The sequence below is a fragment of the Dactylosporangium sp. CA-139114 genome (assembly GCF_050955725.1).
GTDB lineage: Bacteria > Actinomycetota > Actinomycetes > Mycobacteriales > Micromonosporaceae > Dactylosporangium.
The window spans coordinates 7,333,627-7,349,617 of the sequence record NZ_CP192080.1; the positions used below are offsets into that span (position 1 = coordinate 7,333,627).

The following is a 15,991-nucleotide window of genomic DNA, read 5'->3' on the forward strand; positions in this document are numbered from 1 at the left end:
ACATGCCGATGGTCACGCACCCGATCCGGGTCCCGGGTCGAGCGCCGTCCGAGCATGTTGGCCGACTCCGGAAGCGCTAGTCATAGACGGTCTCGGCCGTCGCCACACCGGAGAAGGCGATCGTTCGGGTGCCTATCCGGAGGTGACTGTCGTCTGCGAAGCCGATGTGGACATCGGTCAGGCAGGCAACGTCGACCCGGCTCTCGCGCACGAGGTGGCCGGTGGTGCGCAGCCGGTAACAGCTCTTGTAGCCCGAGCCGTACACCGACCGGGCGTACAGCGCATGCCGGCCGTCCGGCGCGACCGCCACACGATAGGACGGGGACTCCTCGAAGCCTGTCTCGAAGACGTTCACAGCGGCCGCCGCTACAAGGGCGAACGGCGCAAGCACCCCAGCGAACACGGCCAGCACCCGCGCTGCGGTACGCCCGTCCAGCACCCGCCAGGTCGCTGCGGCGATCAGCACCAGCCCGGCGGCGAAGAGCAGCACCGCCCGGGACAGCCGCTCCAGCGGCACGAGCGCGACCACGTGCCACGGCCCGGCGTGCGCCTGGAACTGCACGGCAAGGTCGAGCGCCAGCGCGCCGACGCCGACCGCGAGCGCCACGGCGGCCGGCATACTCCGATTCGCCTTCACCATGCATATGGTCGGCCGACCCGCAGCCACCGTCGACCCCCACCGAGCATCATTGGTCGACCCGGCGGACGGCGCCGGGCCGGGCCGGGGCGGCCGCACCGGGGTGCAGGATCGCGGCCAGGGCCTCCACGCCGTCGACCAGGCGCGGGCCGGGGCGCACCACGATGCCGTCCGCGTCGATCGCCCACACCTGCGCTTCCGGGAACTTCGGGGCCACGAGCGCCGCCTGCTCGGCGGCGCCCTCGAGGTGGTAGCCGCACGGGGAGACCACCACGATGTCCGGCTCGGCGGCGGTCAGCTCCGGCCAGCCGACCTGGACCGAGCGCAGGCCGGGCCGGGCGGCCACCGGTTCGCCGCCCGCCGCCGTGACGAGGTCCGGCACCCAGTGCCCGGCCGTGAACGGCGGGTCGACCCACTCGACGACGGCGACCCGGGGGCGGGCACGGCCCGCGACCCGGTCGGCCACGGCGCCGAGCCGCGCGCGCAGGGCCGCCACGAGGCCGGCGGCGCGGGACGGCACCCCGGCGCGCTCGCCGACCGTGAGGATCGTGGCGAGCACGTCATCGAGCGTGTGCGGGTCCAGCGACAGCACGTCGGCCCGGCAGCCCAGGTGGTCCAGGGCTTCCTCGACGTGGCCGGACGGCAGGGCGCAGACCCGGCAGAGGTCCTGGGTCAGGATGAGGTCGGGGGCGAGCGCCGCCAGGGCGCCCGCGTGCAGGGTGTAGAGGTCGGCGCCGGCCGCGAACTGGGCCCGCACGTACGCGTCGATCTCGCCGGGGGTCAGGTCCGACGTGTCGCGGCCGCCGACCACGACGGTCTTGTCGATGCGGGCCGACGGCGGCTCGTCGCACTCGAAGGTGACGCCGACGAGCTGGGACTCGAGGCCGAGGGCGTAGACGATCTCGGTGGCCGACGGCAGCAGCGACACGACACGCATCAGGCCACGCTAGCGCGCGGCGCCATCGATCCGGGCGGGCTCTGGGGACGGTACCGGAGGTGTTGCTCCTTCGGCGCGGGCAGCGGCCGATTCCTGGCCATCAGCCAGGTGACGGACTGTTATCCTCGCCGACCATGACAGCTGCGCGCCCGCGCCTCGGAGTCGACTTCGGCACCTCCACCACCATCGCGATGCTCCAACGGGCCGACGCCCACGTGCAGCCGCTGCTCTTCGACGGTTCGCCGCTGCTGTCCTCCGCCGTCCTGCTCGGCCCCGACGGCCAGCTGCACACCGGCCGCGACGCCGCCCATCTGGCCCGCAGCGCGCCCGAGCGGCTGGAGCCGAACCCGAAGCGCCGCATCGACGACACCGCGGTGCTGCTCGGCGACCGCGAGGTGGGCGTGCGCGACCTGATCGTCGCGGTGCTCGGCCGGGTGGCGCGGGAGGCCGCGCGGGTCGCCGGGCCGGTGCGGGACGTGGTGCTGACCCACCCGGCGAACTGGGGGCAGAACCGGCGCGCGATGCTGCTCGACGCCGCCCGCCAGGCCGGGTTCGTGCACATCGAGCTGGTCGGCGAGCCCACCGCGGCGGCCACCTACTTCGCGCAGACCCGCGGCAGCGGGCTCCCGCCCGGCGCGTGCCTGCTCGTGTACGACCTCGGCGCCGGCACCTGCGACGTCACGCTCCTGCGGCGCACGCCGACCGGCTTCGAGCAGGTCGCCTCCGACGGGCTCAACGACGTCGGCGGCCTCGACGTCGACGCCGCGGTCATCGCGTTCCTGCAGGCGACCTACGGCGAGCTGTGGAGGGACCCGGCCCAGCGGCGCCAGCAGTGGGACGACGTGCGCACGGCCAAGGAGATGCTCTCGCGCGCCAGCGGCACCGTCATCGGCGTGCCCGCGCTGGGCCGCGAGGTGCCGCTCGGCCGCGAGCAGCTGGAGGGGCTGGCCCGGCCGGTGCTGCGCTCCACGATCTCGATGACCCGCGCGCTGGTCAACGAGTCGGGCGTCGGCACCGCCGCGATCGCGGGCCTGTTCCTGGTCGGCGGCTCCAGCCGCATCCCGCTCGTCGCCACGATGCTGCACGAGGCCCTCGGCATCGCGCCCGTCGTGGCCGAGCAGCCGGAGCTGGTGGTGGCCGAGGGGTCGTTGTACGTGCACCGGACGCCAAACTCGGCGCCCGCGACGGCGAGCGTGACCGCCCCGGTCTCGGCCGTGCCGTCGTCCGGGATGCCCTACCAGCAGCAGACCGGCGCGTTCGCGGCCGGCCAGGTCTCGGTCCCCGCGTTCGCCACCGCGCCCGTGTCCCCGGCGGTCCAGGGCTATCCGCAGCCGCCGGTCATGCCGCACCAGCCGGTGCCGGCGCCGCCCCGGATGAGCCCGCCGGCCCCGGCCCGGCGCGGCCTGTCGCCCGCGGCCGTCGTCGCGATCGTGCTCGCCGCCGTCCTGCTCGTCGGCGGCGGCGTCGCCGGCGCGGCGTACCTCACGAGGGACAAGCCGGGCGGCAACGGGCCGGCGGCCGCGGGCTCCACGGGCGCGGGTGCCACGCCGGGCGCGGCCAAGGCCGGGAGCGGCCCCGGCCGGTACAGCCTCGGCAACGTGCCCGAGGACGAGTGCAAGGCGTCGGACGCGAGCATGTTCGACGACCTGTTCGAGGCCGAGCTGTCCAAGCCGACGCCCAGCCGCAACCCGAACGCGACGATCAACTCCAGCACCTGCGGCTACACCCGCGTGCACGCCCTCACCGACGCCCGGCAGCAGCGCACGGCGAGCATCTCGTTCACCGTCTTCGCGGCCGACGACGTCGCCCTCGCGCAGAACATGCAGCACCAGGAGACCTCCACGGCGCGGCTCGCCGGGCCGAACTCGGCGGTCCCGGACCTCGGCGAGGAGGCGATCTTCTACGAGACCCCGGGCGCGGGCGACCAGGTGAGCCGGTTGACGATGACCCTCGGCATGCGCGACAGCAACGTGCGCCTCCAGGTGTACTTCATCGGCAGCCGCGGCGACGGGGCGGCCTGGACGCAGCAGGAGAAGAGCGACGTCCGCGACCGGATCATCTCCGCCGCGAGGGCGACGTTCACGAAGTCCGTGGCGGGCATGAAGCGGTGACCCGGCGGCGTGCCCAGCTGACGGCGAAGGCCGGCCACCGCGAACGGTGACCGGCCTTGAGCCAGGGGTAGCCCTCGTCGTGCTCAGTTGGCCGCGACGCCGAACTGGCCGCCACCCGCCGAGTGGAACTCGGTGCCGTCGACGAACGACTTGCCGAAGCTCTGCTCCAGCTGGTCGAGCTCGCTGAACTGGGCCTGGTGGGCGTTCTCGCTGCCCTCGGCCGCGAAGACGTGGTCGTCGGAGGTCGCGTCGTGCGAGTAGTTCGTGTAGTCGTCCGACTCGTAGTGCACGGCCGCCGGCGCGTCGTACTCGACGTGGTGACCCTGCGAGAAGTCCGTCGAGTCCGTGTCGTGGTGGCCCTCCTCGTACACGCCGAACTGGCTGCTGGCGTCGGCCTCCGAGCCCGCGGCGTGGTGCATCTGGTCCAGCGAGCCCTGCTCCTGACCCGCCTCGTAGTGGCCGAAGTCCACGTCGTGCCCGCTGTCGCCGTAACCCGTGTCGCCCATGTCGTAGTCGCTCATCGTGCTCTCCCCTGGAAGTCGTTGTCGCTGTTGAGCAATACGCTACGGAGTCCCCGCGGCCGTCGAATCCCGGAAACGTGCCACCACCGCGAAGCGCGGGTCGCGACGATCGGGCGGGGGAAAGGCCGGCGCTCCCGCGTGAACACTTTCGCCGGCTCCGGCGAACCTGTGGTGTGAGGGAGACGGACTTGGCACCGCCGGAGACCGACGCCGATCTGATCCAGGACCGGTTCGCGGAGGTCTTCGACCGCCACTACGAGCACATCTACGCCTACGCCGCGCGCCGGCTCGGCCCCGATCTCGCCGAGGACGTGGCATCGGAGACGTTCCTGGTCGCCTACGACCGGCGGGCCGGGTTCGATCCGGCGCGCGGCGAGGTGCGCCCGTGGCTGTACGGCATCGCATCCAACCTGATCATGCGCCACTCGCGGGCGGAGGCGCGCCGCTACAAGGCCCTTGCCCGCAGCGCCGAGCCGGACGCGGGGCCGGACGAGGCCGAGCTGGTGCCGGGCCGGGTCGACGCGGGCGGGGTGCGGCACCGGCTCGCCGCCGCCCTCAACCGGCTGTCCCTGGCCGACCGCGACGTGCTGCTGCTCGTCGCGTGGGCCGGGCTCACCCAGCAGGAGGCGGCCGTGGCCCTGGGCATCCCGCCCGGCACCGCGCGCTCCCGGCTGCACCGGGCCCGGCAGGAGATGCGCAAGGCCCTGGAAACCGATGCGGAGGAGCCGTCGTGATGGATGAGATGACCGCGCTGCGGGAGGCGTTCGGGCCCGACCCGCAGACCGACCCGCACACGCGCGACCGGGCCCGCGCGGCCCTGCTGCGGCACATGGAGCGCGCGCCGGAGCCGGCCGCCGTGGCCGCCCCGGCCGCGTCCCGCGCGTGGCGCCGGTGGCCGCTGCGCGTGGCGCTCACGGCGGCGGCCGCGGCCGCGGCGGTGATCGGCGTCGTGGCGGTGGAGAACATCGGCACCGTGGACGACAGCGGCACCGGCTCCAGCACCACGGGCCTGCCCTTCCCCCGGCCCGCGAGCGCCGCCGAGGTGCTCACGAACGCGGCCTGGGCCGCGACGCGCAAGCCGTGGACCGACCCGCGCCCGGACCAGTTCATGTACAACGAGAGCCGCGAGCTGCGCAACGAGCGCGCCTACGAGCAGCAGCACCCGAACGACCCGATCGTGCCCGGCCACACCCGCACCATCACGGTGCAGGAGTGGAAGCGCGTCGACGCGAAGGTGATGGGCACCGTGGAGGACGGCCGGCTCAAGGTCTACGAGCAGGGCGGCCAGGTCACCTGGGGGCAGCTCGACTACGACCAGCTCAAGCGGCTGGACACGCCCGACAAGGTGATCGCCTGGGACCGGGCGCCGAAGAACTTCGGCATCGACCTGGACCGGCTGATCGGGCAGTACGTGCTCCCGCCGCGGGTCGAGGCCGCCTTCTACGGCGCGCTCGCGAAGGGCGAGGGGGTGCGGCTCAACCCGGACGCGGTGAACCTCGACGGGCGGCGAGCGATCGGGCTCGGGCGGGTCAAGGAGGGGTACCTCGCGCAGGAGCTGCTGTTCGACCCGGACACGTACCGGCTGATCGGCGAGCGCGAGGTCGCCATCGCCGACCATCACAACACCGACGAGCACGGCGACGACGACTTCACGCCGGCGGGGGCGCTCTTCCGCCAGGTGATCTACACCCAGGCCCTCATCGTGGACAAGGTGGGCGACACGCGCTGACCCGGTTCGACGCACGGTCAGGGAGTTGGCGAACTCCCTGACCGTGCTCCGTTCAGCGCCCGCCGACGAGCCGGTAGCGGGTCACCACCACCCCGCGGTCGAGCGTGCGGGACTCCTCGGTGCGCAGGTCGAGCCGCCGGGGTGGACGGCCGAAGAGCGGGCGCCCGCCGCCGAGCACCACGGGGTGCACCGCGATGTGGTACTCGTCGACGAGCCCGGCCTCGGTCAGCGCCGCGGCCAGCGCCGCCCCGCCGGTCAGCAGGATGTCGCCGCCGTCCTCGGCCTTGAGCGCCGCGATCTCGCCCGGCAGGCCGACCATCATGTCCCCGACCGGCCGGCCGTACAGCAGGATGCCGACGCGTTCGCCGAGCCCCTCCGAGTCCGCCGAGAGCTGCGGGCCCATCGAGGGCCGGTCGAACTCGCCCTGCGGCCCGTCGATGAAGCCGTCGGTCGGTCGGAGCCGGGCAGCCCCGGTTCGACAGGCCGCCGGAGCTTCGGCCAACCTAGGCATATAACGGATTTCGTTATATGCTCGAGGCATGCCTCTCAAGGAGTCGGCGTTCCTCATCCTCTCGGCCCTCGCGGCCGAGCCCACGCACGGCTACGGGATCATGAAAGACGTCGAGCAGCAGTCCGGCGGGGCGGTGCGGCTGCGCCCCGGCACCCTCTACGCGGTCCTCGCCGAGCTGGTCGACGGCGGCCTCATCGAGATCGACAGCGAGGAGGTCGTGCAGTCGCGGCTGCGGCGCAACTACCGGCTCACGGCGCCCGGGGCACGGCAGCTCGCCGCCGAGGCCGACCGGCGCCGCGCCGCGGCCGACACCGCGGGGCGCCGGCTGCGCACCAGCGGCCTGCTCGCCGGCGGAGGTGCGGCATGACGACGCCGCTCGAGGGCCGCTACGAGCGGCTGCTGCGGGTGTACCCGGCCGCCTTCCGCCGGGCGCACGGCGAGGACATGCTCACCACGATGCTCGCCGACGCCGGGGACGGGCAGCGCTGGCCGCGGCCCGGCGACGCCTTCGACATCGTGCGGCACGGCCTGCGGCTGCGGCTGTCGCGGCGCCCCGGCGGCGGGCTGCTCGGCGGGGGCTGGGCCGACGCGTGCGCGCTGATCGGCCCCCTCGCCGTGGTCATGCTGCTCACCTTCCGGCTCACCTCCGTGCTGCGCGGGCCGCACCCCGGCTCCGCGCCGCTGCTGCAGACGGCCGCCTGGGCGCTCGTGGCCGTGGCCGCGTTCGCCGGACTGCGCCGCGGCGCGGCCGTGCTCGGCTGGGTCGCGCTGCTCGCCGAGGTGGCGCCGCCCGTGCGGCAGTTCACGTCCGATCCGGTGCCGGTGGTGTACGGCCTGTGGTGGTCCGTCCTCGCGCTCGTCGCCGCCGTGGCGCTCACGGCCGCCGGCCCGCGCCGCCCGTGGGCCGCGGCCGGGTCGCGCCGCTTCGCCGTGCTCGTGGCCGCGCCGCTCGTCGTCGGCGCGGTCGGGGTCCTCGGCTCCGGGATGCTCGTCGCCGAGGACGCCGGCTTCAGCGCGTTCTACCTCGAGGACCTGTTCCGCCCCGAGACGTACGTGACCGACTACACCGGCCTCGAGGCGCCCACCGCCGCCGAGCTGGACCTCATGCTGCTCGCGATCGCGGTCGCCCTGCTCGCCGGGTTCGTCGCGGCGGTGCGGCTGCCCGGGCCGATCCGGCGCCGCCTGCTCGTGGCCGCCGCGCCGGTCCTGGCCATGGCGGCGCTCGTGAACTTCACCTTCAACGGCTGGGCGGTGTCGACCGTCCACATGGGACACAACATCCCGCTCGTTGCCGGGCAGTGGGCCGCGCTCGTCCTGGTGCCGCCGCTCGTGTTCCTCACCGGCGCCCGGTGGGCGCGCCGCCGCGACGAGACCATGCGCCTCGCCGCGCTCGGCGCCGCCGCCGAACGGCGGCGGCCTTGATCCCCGGCGGCACGCAGCACCCAGGGGCCGGGCGCGCCCGGCCCCTGGTGTTCCTCGACGTCGACGGGCCGCTCGTCCCCCTGGCCCGGCGCACCGGCGCCCCGCACCCGGCCGCCGGGGCGGCGGCCGAGCGCTACGGCAACCCGCTGCTCGAACGGGTCGACCCCGGCGACGGGCCGCGGCTGCTCGCGCTCGGCGGCGAGCTCGTCTGGGCGACCACCTGGGCGCAGGACGCCAACGAGGTCGTCGCGCCGCTGCTCGGCCTGCCGCCGCTGCCCGTCGTCGCGTGGTCGGAGTCGTCGGCGGCCCCCGGCGACGACCGGCACTGGAAGACGGACGACCTGCTCGCCTGGGCGGCCGGGCGCCCGTTCGTCTGGGTCGACGACGAGATCACCGCCGCCGACCGGCGCTGGGTCGCCCGGCATCACGCGGGCCCGGCCCTGCTGCACCGCGTCGACGGCCGGTCGGGGCTGACGCCGGCGGACTTCGACGCGATCCGCGACTGGGTAGGCTAGCCCGAGGCTAGCCCTGCGGCGCGAGGGTGCCCTTCGCGAACGCCACCGCCGCGGCCAGGTCGTCGTCGCTCGTCCCCCACGCGGACTGGACCGCCGCGCCCCACGCCTCGCAGCTGCGCGCCGCGAACGCCCGCAGCTCGGGGCGGTCCGCCCACGCCGCCGGGTCGTACTCGGCGCCGGCGAGGTGCAGGTGGAGCCCGACGAGCGCCAGGTCCCAGCCCTCGCCGATGCCGATGGTCATGCCCGGCCCGTACTGGCGCACCAGCTCGTCGACGATCTCGCCCGGCGAAGCGTGCTCGAGCTCGAGCAGCGTCCGCTCGCCGTCCGCCGGGCTCAGGCGCAGCTCCACCTCGGTCGCCATGCCCTCGCCCATCGCCCACGTGACGCGCAGCAGGCTCGGCGCCTCGCAGCGCAGGATCTCGCCTCCGGCGTTGCCCTGCAGCTGGTACTTGCCGCCGAGGCGCAGGTCGCCCTCCACCGGCGCGAGCCAGCGGGCCAGGCGCGCCGGGTCGGTGCAGGCGTCCCAGACGTCCTCGACGGCCGCGTCGTAGGTGCGGCGCAGCAGCAGCGAACGCCCGGCGCCGCCGCCGGACAACCCGGCGGTGCCGAGCTCGCGGTGGGTGGCGTTGATCTGGTGCACAAGGTCGATCACGGATGCTCCTCGTCTCGGTCGCGTTGTCGTTTGCCGCGGGCCAGCTCTGTGGCCAGGGCGTCGAGGCGCTGGCTCCAGAAGCCGCGGAACTGCTCCAGCCAGGCGTCGACCTCCTGCAGCGGGGCGGCGTCCACGGCGTACAGGCGGCGGGTGCCGTCCGCGCGCACGGTGGCGAAGCCCGACTCGCGCAGCACCTTGAGGTGCTGGGAGACGGCGGGCTGGGAGATGCCGAACTCCGCCCGGACGGTCTCGCTGACCGCCCCGGCGGGCTGTTCACCGGCGGCGAGCAGCTCCAGAATCCGCCGGCGGACCGGGTCGCCCAGGACGTCGAACGCGTGCACGGCCCCCAGAGTGTCACCGGCCGCTTATATAAGTCAAGCCTGAAATAGCGGCGGTGGGGTTGAATAGCGGGATGGACGGGATGGTGTGGATCGTGCCGGTGGCCTTCTTCGTGGTCCTGCTGCTCGGCCTGACCCTGCGCCGAGGCGGCCCCGACCCGTCCGCGGCGCGGCGCCTGGCCGCGATCGAGCGCAAGCTGGACCTGATCATGGAGAACCTGGGCATCCAGGAGCCGGTGCCGGACGCGCACCCGATGGTGCTGCAGGAGCTGCAGCAGGGCCGCAAGATCCAGGCGATCAAGGCGTACCGGGAGGCGACCGGCGTCGGCCTGAAGGAGGCCAAGGACGACGTCGAGGCGATCGCCCGCCGCTACGGCCTGATATAGACCCCGGCGCGCAGACCGGCACTCAGGCCGGGTCTTCGGCTCCCCGCCCGGCCATGATGACGTACGCCGACCACCTCCATGTCGCGACCCTGGGCGATGCCGACGACTTGCACGCCCCCGCCGTCGGTCAGGATCGGCAGGTGCCGAAGACGTGGTAGGGGTCGACCGCACAGAGGTGCGCCACGGTGCGGGCGAGCGCCGCCGAGCGCGCCGGGGCCGCGGGCGCCGCCGAGCGCGCCGGGGCCGCGGGCGCCGCCGAGCGCGCCGGGGCCGCGGCCACGATTGCCAGCCGCGGGAAAGACCGGCGCCGTGGCACCGGCCTTCGGGGCGCATTGTGGTCCAGGTCGATCACCCGGGCAATGCTACCGCCGGGCTCGCGGTCCACTGTGGAGGGACGAGCCCGGCGTCCGTGACGGCCACCGGTTCGCCCGGCCCAGCAGCGGCACCGAGCGGGTGAACGGGCCGGTCCACGGCTGGCGCACCGGGGTCGCACGCACGACGCTGACGCCGGCCGGCACCGGTACGACATCCACTGTGGGCACCCCGGGCACCTGACGCACCCGCCGCGCGAAGTCGGCGGTCGCGGGGCGTGGGCAGGCGAACGCACGACGGCGGCGAGCATCCCGAACCCGCCGCCGAACCCGAGGCCGAGCCCGACGACGACGTTGCACGCGGCGATCGTCAGTATTGTCTTGGGCATGCGTCGATGCTGTCGCCGCGGCCCGGGCGGCCGCATCGCCGACCAGAGCGGTCCGGCTGCCTCGTGAGCGTGGGCCGTCTCGTTCGCGCCGCCTTCCGCGCCGGGCTGCCCTTCGACGCCCGCGGTGCCGCGGTGCCGGCCGCGCTCATCGCCGGGCTGCTGCTCGACGGGCCGCCGGCCCGCGCCGGGCGCACGGCCCGGGTCGACCTGTCCGGTGCGCGCGTCACCGGGCGGCTGGATCTGACCGGGGCGCGCGTCGACGCGCCGCTGCGGCTGCGCGGCTGCACGTTCGAGCAGCCGATCGCGCTCGATCACGCCGAGCTGGGGTCGGTGAACCTCGACGGCGCGACGCTGCCGTCGCTCGACGCCGAGTCGCTGCGGGTCCGGCGCTGGTTCGGGATGCGCGGCGCGCGCGTGGCGGGCGAGGCCTGGCTGCACCACGTGCGCGTCGACGGGGCGCTGGACCTGTCCGGCACGTCCTTCGGCGGCGCGGTCAACCTGCAGCGGGCCGTGGTCGAGGGCGACGCGCGGCTCGGGCACGGGTCGTCGTACGCGTGCGGCGTCCGCCTCGACGGCGCGCGCATCGCGGGCGACCTCAACCTCGCCCAGTGCACCGCGCACGCGCCGAAGCCGGGCGGCACGGCGATCGCGGCGAGCGGGGCGGTCATCGGCGGCGGCCTGTGGGCCCACGAGCTGGTCGCCGAGGGCACCGTGATGCTGATCGGGCTGCGCGCGGCCGCGGCGATCACGTTGCAGCGCACGCAGCTGCGGGCGCCGGACGGAGACGCGCTGCTGCTCATCGAGGCCCAGACGGCGATGCTGACGCTGCGCCCGGCCCCGTCGTCGGCCGGGACCGTCGTGCTGCGCGACGCGCACGTGGGCCGGCTCGTCGACGACCCGGCCGGCTGGCCGCAGGCGTGCGCGATCGAGCTCGCCGGGCTGACGTACGAGCGGATCAGCCGCCGCTCGAACGACGCGACGGCCTGGACCGCGCGCGAGCGGCTGGCCTGGATGGCCCGCTACGACCCGTCGTTCGCGCCCGGCCCCTACGACCAGCTGGCGGCGGCCCTGCGCCGCGACGGCCGGGAGCAGGAGGCGCGGCAGGTGCTGCGGGAACGGGAGCGGCTGCGGCACCGGGCGATGGGGCGCCTCGGGGCGGTGTGGGGCGCGGTGCAGGACGCGACCATCGGCTTCGGCTACCGTCCGGCGCGCGCCCTGCTGTGGCTGCTGGCGGTGCTCGGCGGCGGCGCGGCGTGGTTCGCGCACAGCGGCCCCCTGGCGCCGGTCAAGCCGGGCGAGGGGCCGACCTGGGATCCGCTGCTCTACACCCTCGACCTGCTGGTGCCGCTGGTGGATCTCGGGCACGAGCACGCCTGGAACCCGACCGGCCCGGACAAGGCGGTCGCGGTGGCGATCATGGCCGCGGGGTGGGTCCTGGCGACGACGGTGATCGCGGGGGCGGGGCGGGCGTTGCGCCGGTGAGACGGACGGGGGTGTCGCGCGAAGTTACTTGCCAGTACCATCGCGCCACACCCCGGGATCCGTCCTTGCAAGGAGGCTCGATGGCCCCGCCCGCCCGCCGCCGTTCCGGCTACTGGTTACTGGCCATACCGACGGTCGCGCCGCTGCTCACACCCCTCTACGACCGGGCCACCCCGATGCTGTGGGGCGTGCCGTTCTTCTACTGGTACCAGATGGCCTGCGTCCTGCTGGCCATGCTGATCCTCGCCACCGTGCACCTGCGCAACCGCCGCCGGGAGTTCGACCGATGAACGGCGGGGTCGAGTCCGTCGTCTTCGCCGGGCTCATGGGCGCGATGCTGCTGCTCGGCATCGTCGCGGCCCGCTGGCGGCGCCCGCGCGACATCCACAACCTCGAGGAGTGGGGCGTCGGCGGGCGCGCGTTCGGCAACTGGACGACGTGGTTCCTGCTCGGCGGGAGCATGTACAGCGCGTACACGTTCGTCGCCGTCCCCGCCCTCACCTACGGCGTCGGCGCGATGGGCTTCTTCGCCATCCCGTTTGCGACGATCACCACCCCGCTGTCGTTCATCTTCACCACGCGGGCCTGGTCGGTGGCGCACCGGCACGGGTTCGTGACCCCCGGGGAGTTCACCGCGGCGCGGTTCGGCTCCCGCGGGCTCGGCGCGGCCGTCGCGCTGACCGGGATCGCGGCCACCATGCCCTACATCGCGGTGCAGCTCAGCGCGTTGCAGGCGGTGCTGCAGACGGTCGGGCTGGCTGGCGAGTGGCCGCTGCTGGCCGCGGTCACCGTCGTGGCGCTGTGCACGTTCCGCTCGGGCCTGCGCGCGCCCGCGCTGCTGTCGATCGCCAAGGACGTGCTGCTGGGCTGGGTCGTCGTCGCCGCGCTGCTCATCGTGGCCATGAACGGCGGCTGGGGCGAGTCGTTCAAGCGGGCCGGCGCGCACTTCGCCGCGACCCCGAACCCGTCGGACGGGCTGCTGCTGGGCGGGTCGGCCGGGCAGAGCGCGTACCTCACCATGGTCATCGGCTCCGCGCTGTCGATCTTCGTGTACCCGCACGCGCTCACCACCATGCTCGCCGCCAAGGACCGCTCGACGGTGCAGCGCAACACCGCCGCCCTGCCGATCTACTGCCTGGTGCTCGGGCTCATGGCGATGCTCGGCTTCTTCGCGCTCTCGCAGGGCGTGCTGCCGGTCGGCCGCGACCTGAACACCGTGATGCCGCAGCTGTTCCACGGCCTCTTCCCGCCGTGGTCCTCGGGCATCGCGCTGGCCGCGTTCGGCATCGCCGCGCTCATCCCGGCCGCGGTCATGTCCATCGCCGCCGCGAACGCGTTCACCCGCTCGATCTACCGCGCCTACCTGCGCCCGGCCGCCGCCCCGGCGGAGGAGGCGCGGGTCAGCCGCTGGACGTCGCTCGTGGTGAAGATCGGCGCGGTCAGCTGCATCCTGCTGCTCGACCCGGCGTTCTCCGTCGACCTGCAGCTCATCGGCGGGGTCATCATCCTGCAGACGATCCCGGCCGGCTTCATCGGCCTGCTGACCAACTGGTTCCACCGCCTGGCGCTGATCGCGGGGCTCGCGGTGGGGCTCGGGGCCGGCGTGGTCATGCTGTACCGCATCCCGCAGCCCGGCCCCGGCGGCACGATCGTCAAGGCGCACTTCGGCGGCTCGATCACCACGATCGGCGGCTGGCCGGTGTACGTCGGGATCGTCGCCCTGCTCCTGAACCTCGCCGTCGCCGTGGCCGGCACCCTGCTGCTGCGCGCCGCCCGGGTGCGCCCCGGCCGCGACCGCACCCGCCCCGACGACTACGACGCGGACGCCGACGACCCGATGGTCAAGCGCCTCGAGAACCTCCTCGACGGCCTGCCCACGAGCCCCGCCGGCGTCCACGCCGTGCACCGCCGGCCGCGCTAGAACACGCGCAGCTCGTAGATGCGCGCCGCGCCGCCGGCACCCTGGGTCGGGGTGCCGGCGGTCAGGCGCACGTACCGCCCGGAGACCCCGCTGACCGGGTGCGTGGTGGTCGCGGCCGTGTTGTTCGTGACGTTCACGGCCTGGGTCCACGTCGTGCCGTCGCCCGAGACCGCGACGGTGAACGCCTTCGTGTTGTACGCCGCCGCCTCCCCGCCGGCCTGGGCGTGCGCGACCTCGAAGCGGGTGATGCTCTTCGTCGCGCCGAGGTCGACCTGCAGCCAGGGGCCCGCGACCGACGAGCAGAACTTGTCCGAGTTGCCGCCGGAGACGCTGCCGTTGACCGCCTTCTCCGGGCCCTCCGACGCCGCGCACGGCGTCGAGCCGGTCGCGGGGCGGCCCTGGGCCAGGTTCGTCCCGGGGCCGGTCGGCGCGCCGACGGCCACGTTGTCGAAGGCGGCCGCGGCGTTGAAGACCCGCACGCCGTCGGCGCCGGAGGCGTAGGTCGCGTCGGTGACGGAGATCCTCGGATCGGCCATGTCGTCGACGTACACCGTGATCGACGATCCGATCGCGGTCACCCGCAGGTGATAGGTCGTGCCGGCGGCCACGGCGAGGTTCGCCGTGGCGAGCTGGGTCCAGCTGTTGGCCGCCCGGCCCAGCACCACCCGGCCGGCGGGGCTGATCCCGGCGTAGTAGCCGTGGTACGCGTCGGTGCCGTTCGCCGCGCCGGTGGCCCGGAACACCAGGCCCGCGTCGCCGGAGCCGGACGTGACGGTGACGTCGGCGTCGTAGGTGAAGTCGCCGAAGCTGGTGTCCAGCAACGCCTTGCCGCCCAGCGAGCTGCCGGCCTCGTAGCGGCCGTTGACCGCGGCGAAGCTGCCGCCGTAGGTCTTCCAGCCGTACGCGTTGCCGTCGGCGAAGTTGTCCTTCACCCGCATGACGACGCGCTGGATGGTGCCGTCGGCGTTGAAGGTCATCCGGTCGTAGGCGAGCTGGCGGTGGTTGCCGTCGGTCTCGCTCAGCGGGCGGCGGTGGTAGAAGATGTACCAGGTGTCGGTGCCCGGCACGTTGACGACCGAGTTGTGCCCGGAGCCCTTCGCGACCGCCGGGTCCTGCGCGAGGACCTTGTCCAGCTTCGTGAACGGGCCGGTCGGCGAGCTCGACATGGCGTAGGACACCGAGTAGTCCGGGCCGGTCCAGCCGCCCTCGGACCACATCAGGTAGTACTTGCCGTTGCGCTTGAACATCTGCGGGCCCTCGGTGTACCCGGACGGCGTGATCTCCTTGTAGGTGCTGCCGTCGGGGAAGGTGCCGATGCTCGTCATGTCGGCGCCCAGCCGGGCGACGTTGGCGTGGCCGTGGCCGCCGTAGTAGATGTAGGCCTGCCCGTCGTCGTCGATGAAGACGTCCTGGTCGATGGGCTGGGCGCCGTTGTAGTACTGCCCGATGAGCGGCTTGCCCAGGGCGTCGCGGTAGGGGCCGGCCGGGTTGTCGGCCACGGCGACGCCGATGCCGCCCAGGGCCGCGTTGGTCTGGATGTCGTTGGCGGCGAAGTAGAGGTAGTACCTGCCGTTGCGCGCGATCGGGGCCGGGGCCCACATCGCGTAGGACGCCCACGAGACGTTCGCGGTGGTGAGCACGTTGCTGTGCTTCGTCCACGTGACGAGGTCGGTGCTGGAGAAGGCGTCGAGGTACGTCTGCTCCGCGTAGCTTTTCGACGTGGTCGGGAAGACCCAGTACGTGTTGTCGTACACGGCGATGTCGGGGTCGGCGTACCAGCCGTCGGCGAAGGGGTTCCCGGCCTCGGCGGTGGTGGAGTCGGTGATCGCGGCCGCGGCGGGGGCCGCGGGCGCGAGCACTGCGAGGAGCCCGGCGGCGGCGAGGCCGGCGAGCAGGCGTCGGTTCATCGGTGGCGGCTCCGATGCTGGAAGGAAACGCTCAGGTTCCGTCAAAGATGCACACAACTCAACGGACGAGTCAAGCGTCATCGATGGAATCGGAGCCGCCGTTCTGTCAAGACTTGACCCACGGCGCGCGGGCACCCGCGATGCCTCCGCATGGGCGAGGCGTCACCGGCCGCCACCAGGGCTGCCGTCGCCGAGCTGTTCGGACCCGGACGGCATCGGCTG

18 protein-coding genes are annotated in these 15,991 nt (G+C 74.1%); 10 read left to right on the forward strand and 8 right to left on the reverse strand.

Going from position 1 to position 15,991, the window contains the following annotated elements:
- Positions 1 to 76: 76 nt before the first annotated feature.
- Positions 77 to 607, reverse strand: coding sequence for a hypothetical protein (locus ACQP2P_RS32625; RefSeq protein ID WP_433607377.1), 531 nt, complete (start codon positions 605 to 607; stop codon positions 77 to 79).
- 79 nt (positions 608 to 686) lie between these two features.
- Positions 687 to 1,574: an ABC transporter substrate-binding protein gene (locus tag ACQP2P_RS32630; RefSeq protein WP_433607379.1), complete on the reverse strand. Its 888-nt coding sequence runs from the start codon at positions 1,572 to 1,574 to the stop codon at positions 687 to 689.
- A 134-nt stretch (positions 1,575 to 1,708) separates the two neighbouring features.
- On the opposite strand from ACQP2P_RS32630, the gene ACQP2P_RS32635 reads away from it, so the two are divergent.
- The gene (locus ACQP2P_RS32635; protein ID WP_433607381.1) at positions 1,709 to 3,685 is read left to right on the forward strand and encodes an Hsp70 family protein; all 1,977 of its coding nucleotides are present in this window, start codon (positions 1,709 to 1,711) and stop codon (positions 3,683 to 3,685) included.
- A gap of 83 nt (positions 3,686 to 3,768) precedes the next feature.
- Here the strand turns inward: ACQP2P_RS32635 and ACQP2P_RS32640 are convergent, their stop codons facing one another.
- A complete protein-coding gene (locus tag ACQP2P_RS32640) occupies positions 3,769 to 4,206 on the reverse strand; it encodes a hypothetical protein (RefSeq protein ID WP_433607383.1) in 438 nt (145 codons plus the stop codon).
- Between the two features lie 188 nt (positions 4,207 to 4,394).
- Between ACQP2P_RS32640 and ACQP2P_RS32645 the strand changes: the two genes are divergently transcribed.
- Positions 4,395 to 4,940: an RNA polymerase sigma factor gene (locus ACQP2P_RS32645; protein WP_433607385.1), complete on the forward strand. Its 546-nt coding sequence runs from the start codon at positions 4,395 to 4,397 to the stop codon at positions 4,938 to 4,940.
- Positions 4,940 to 5,935, forward strand: a complete 996-nt coding sequence (locus tag ACQP2P_RS32650) for a CU044_5270 family protein (RefSeq protein ID WP_433619352.1) — start codon at positions 4,940 to 4,942, stop codon at positions 5,933 to 5,935. Before ACQP2P_RS32645 ends, ACQP2P_RS32650 begins: the two co-directional genes overlap by 1 nt.
- A 52-nt stretch (positions 5,936 to 5,987) precedes the next feature.
- On the opposite strand, the gene ACQP2P_RS32655 is transcribed toward ACQP2P_RS32650, so the two are convergent.
- On the reverse strand, positions 5,988 to 6,437 hold the full coding sequence (locus ACQP2P_RS32655) for a dihydrofolate reductase family protein (protein WP_433607387.1): 450 nt from the start codon (positions 6,435 to 6,437) through the stop codon (positions 5,988 to 5,990).
- A gap of 37 nt (positions 6,438 to 6,474) precedes the next feature.
- On the opposite strand from ACQP2P_RS32655, the gene ACQP2P_RS32660 reads away from it, so the two are divergent.
- The 3 genes from ACQP2P_RS32660 to ACQP2P_RS32670 are packed head-to-tail and all read left to right on the forward strand — an operon-like array spanning position 6,475 to position 8,383.
- A complete protein-coding gene (locus ACQP2P_RS32660; protein WP_433607389.1) occupies positions 6,475 to 6,813 on the forward strand; it encodes a PadR family transcriptional regulator in 339 nt (112 codons plus the stop codon).
- A complete protein-coding gene (locus tag ACQP2P_RS32665) occupies positions 6,810 to 7,868 on the forward strand; it encodes a hypothetical protein (RefSeq protein WP_433607391.1) in 1,059 nt (352 codons plus the stop codon). Before ACQP2P_RS32660 ends, ACQP2P_RS32665 begins: the two co-directional genes overlap by 4 nt.
- 44 nt (positions 7,869 to 7,912) lie before the next feature.
- Positions 7,913 to 8,383 (forward strand): HAD domain-containing protein, encoded by a 471-nt coding sequence (locus ACQP2P_RS32670; RefSeq protein ID WP_433619354.1) that lies wholly within the window; start codon positions 7,913 to 7,915, stop codon positions 8,381 to 8,383.
- 7 nt (positions 8,384 to 8,390) lie between these two features.
- Here ACQP2P_RS32670 and ACQP2P_RS32675 read toward each other — a convergent pair whose 3' ends face one another.
- Together ACQP2P_RS32675 and ACQP2P_RS32680 are read right to left on the reverse strand one after the other, a co-directional pair.
- The gene (locus tag ACQP2P_RS32675; protein WP_433607393.1) at positions 8,391 to 9,035 is read right to left on the reverse strand and encodes an SRPBCC family protein; all 645 of its coding nucleotides are present in this window, start codon (positions 9,033 to 9,035) and stop codon (positions 8,391 to 8,393) included.
- Positions 9,032 to 9,376 carry an ArsR/SmtB family transcription factor gene (locus tag ACQP2P_RS32680; RefSeq protein WP_433607395.1) on the reverse strand — a complete coding sequence of 115 codons (345 nt, stop codon included), beginning with the start codon at positions 9,374 to 9,376 and terminating at the stop codon, positions 9,032 to 9,034. The genes ACQP2P_RS32675 and ACQP2P_RS32680 overlap by 4 nt, the downstream gene beginning before the upstream one ends.
- A gap of 71 nt (positions 9,377 to 9,447) precedes the next feature.
- Between ACQP2P_RS32680 and ACQP2P_RS32685 the strand changes: the two genes are divergently transcribed.
- Positions 9,448 to 9,759 (forward strand): ribosomal protein L7/L12, encoded by a 312-nt coding sequence (locus ACQP2P_RS32685; RefSeq protein ID WP_433607397.1) that lies wholly within the window; start codon positions 9,448 to 9,450, stop codon positions 9,757 to 9,759.
- Positions 9,760 to 9,886: 127 nt separating this feature from the next.
- Here ACQP2P_RS32685 and ACQP2P_RS32690 read toward each other — a convergent pair whose 3' ends face one another.
- On the reverse strand, positions 9,887 to 10,039 hold the full coding sequence (locus ACQP2P_RS32690) for a hypothetical protein (RefSeq protein WP_433607399.1): 153 nt from the start codon (positions 10,037 to 10,039) through the stop codon (positions 9,887 to 9,889).
- Positions 10,040 to 10,528: 489 nt separating this feature from the next.
- Here ACQP2P_RS32690 and ACQP2P_RS32695 point away from each other — a divergent pair, with 489 nt between their 5' ends.
- From ACQP2P_RS32695 to ACQP2P_RS32705, 3 genes are all read left to right on the forward strand, one after another.
- The gene (locus tag ACQP2P_RS32695; protein WP_433607401.1) at positions 10,529 to 11,941 is read left to right on the forward strand and encodes a hypothetical protein; all 1,413 of its coding nucleotides are present in this window, start codon (positions 10,529 to 10,531) and stop codon (positions 11,939 to 11,941) included.
- 80 nt (positions 11,942 to 12,021) lie between these two features.
- Positions 12,022 to 12,231 (forward strand): DUF3311 domain-containing protein, encoded by a 210-nt coding sequence (locus ACQP2P_RS32700; RefSeq protein WP_433607403.1) that lies wholly within the window; start codon positions 12,022 to 12,024, stop codon positions 12,229 to 12,231.
- Positions 12,228 to 13,862, forward strand: coding sequence for a sodium:solute symporter family protein (locus ACQP2P_RS32705; RefSeq protein WP_433607405.1), 1,635 nt, complete (start codon positions 12,228 to 12,230; stop codon positions 13,860 to 13,862). Before ACQP2P_RS32700 ends, ACQP2P_RS32705 begins: the two co-directional genes overlap by 4 nt.
- On the opposite strand, the gene ACQP2P_RS32710 is transcribed toward ACQP2P_RS32705, so the two are convergent.
- Positions 13,859 to 15,769 carry a family 43 glycosylhydrolase gene (locus ACQP2P_RS32710; protein WP_433607407.1) on the reverse strand — a complete coding sequence of 637 codons (1,911 nt, stop codon included), beginning with the start codon at positions 15,767 to 15,769 and terminating at the stop codon, positions 13,859 to 13,861. The two genes, ACQP2P_RS32705 and ACQP2P_RS32710, sit on opposite strands and share 4 nt — an antisense overlap.
- Positions 15,770 to 15,991 lie beyond the last annotated feature (222 nt).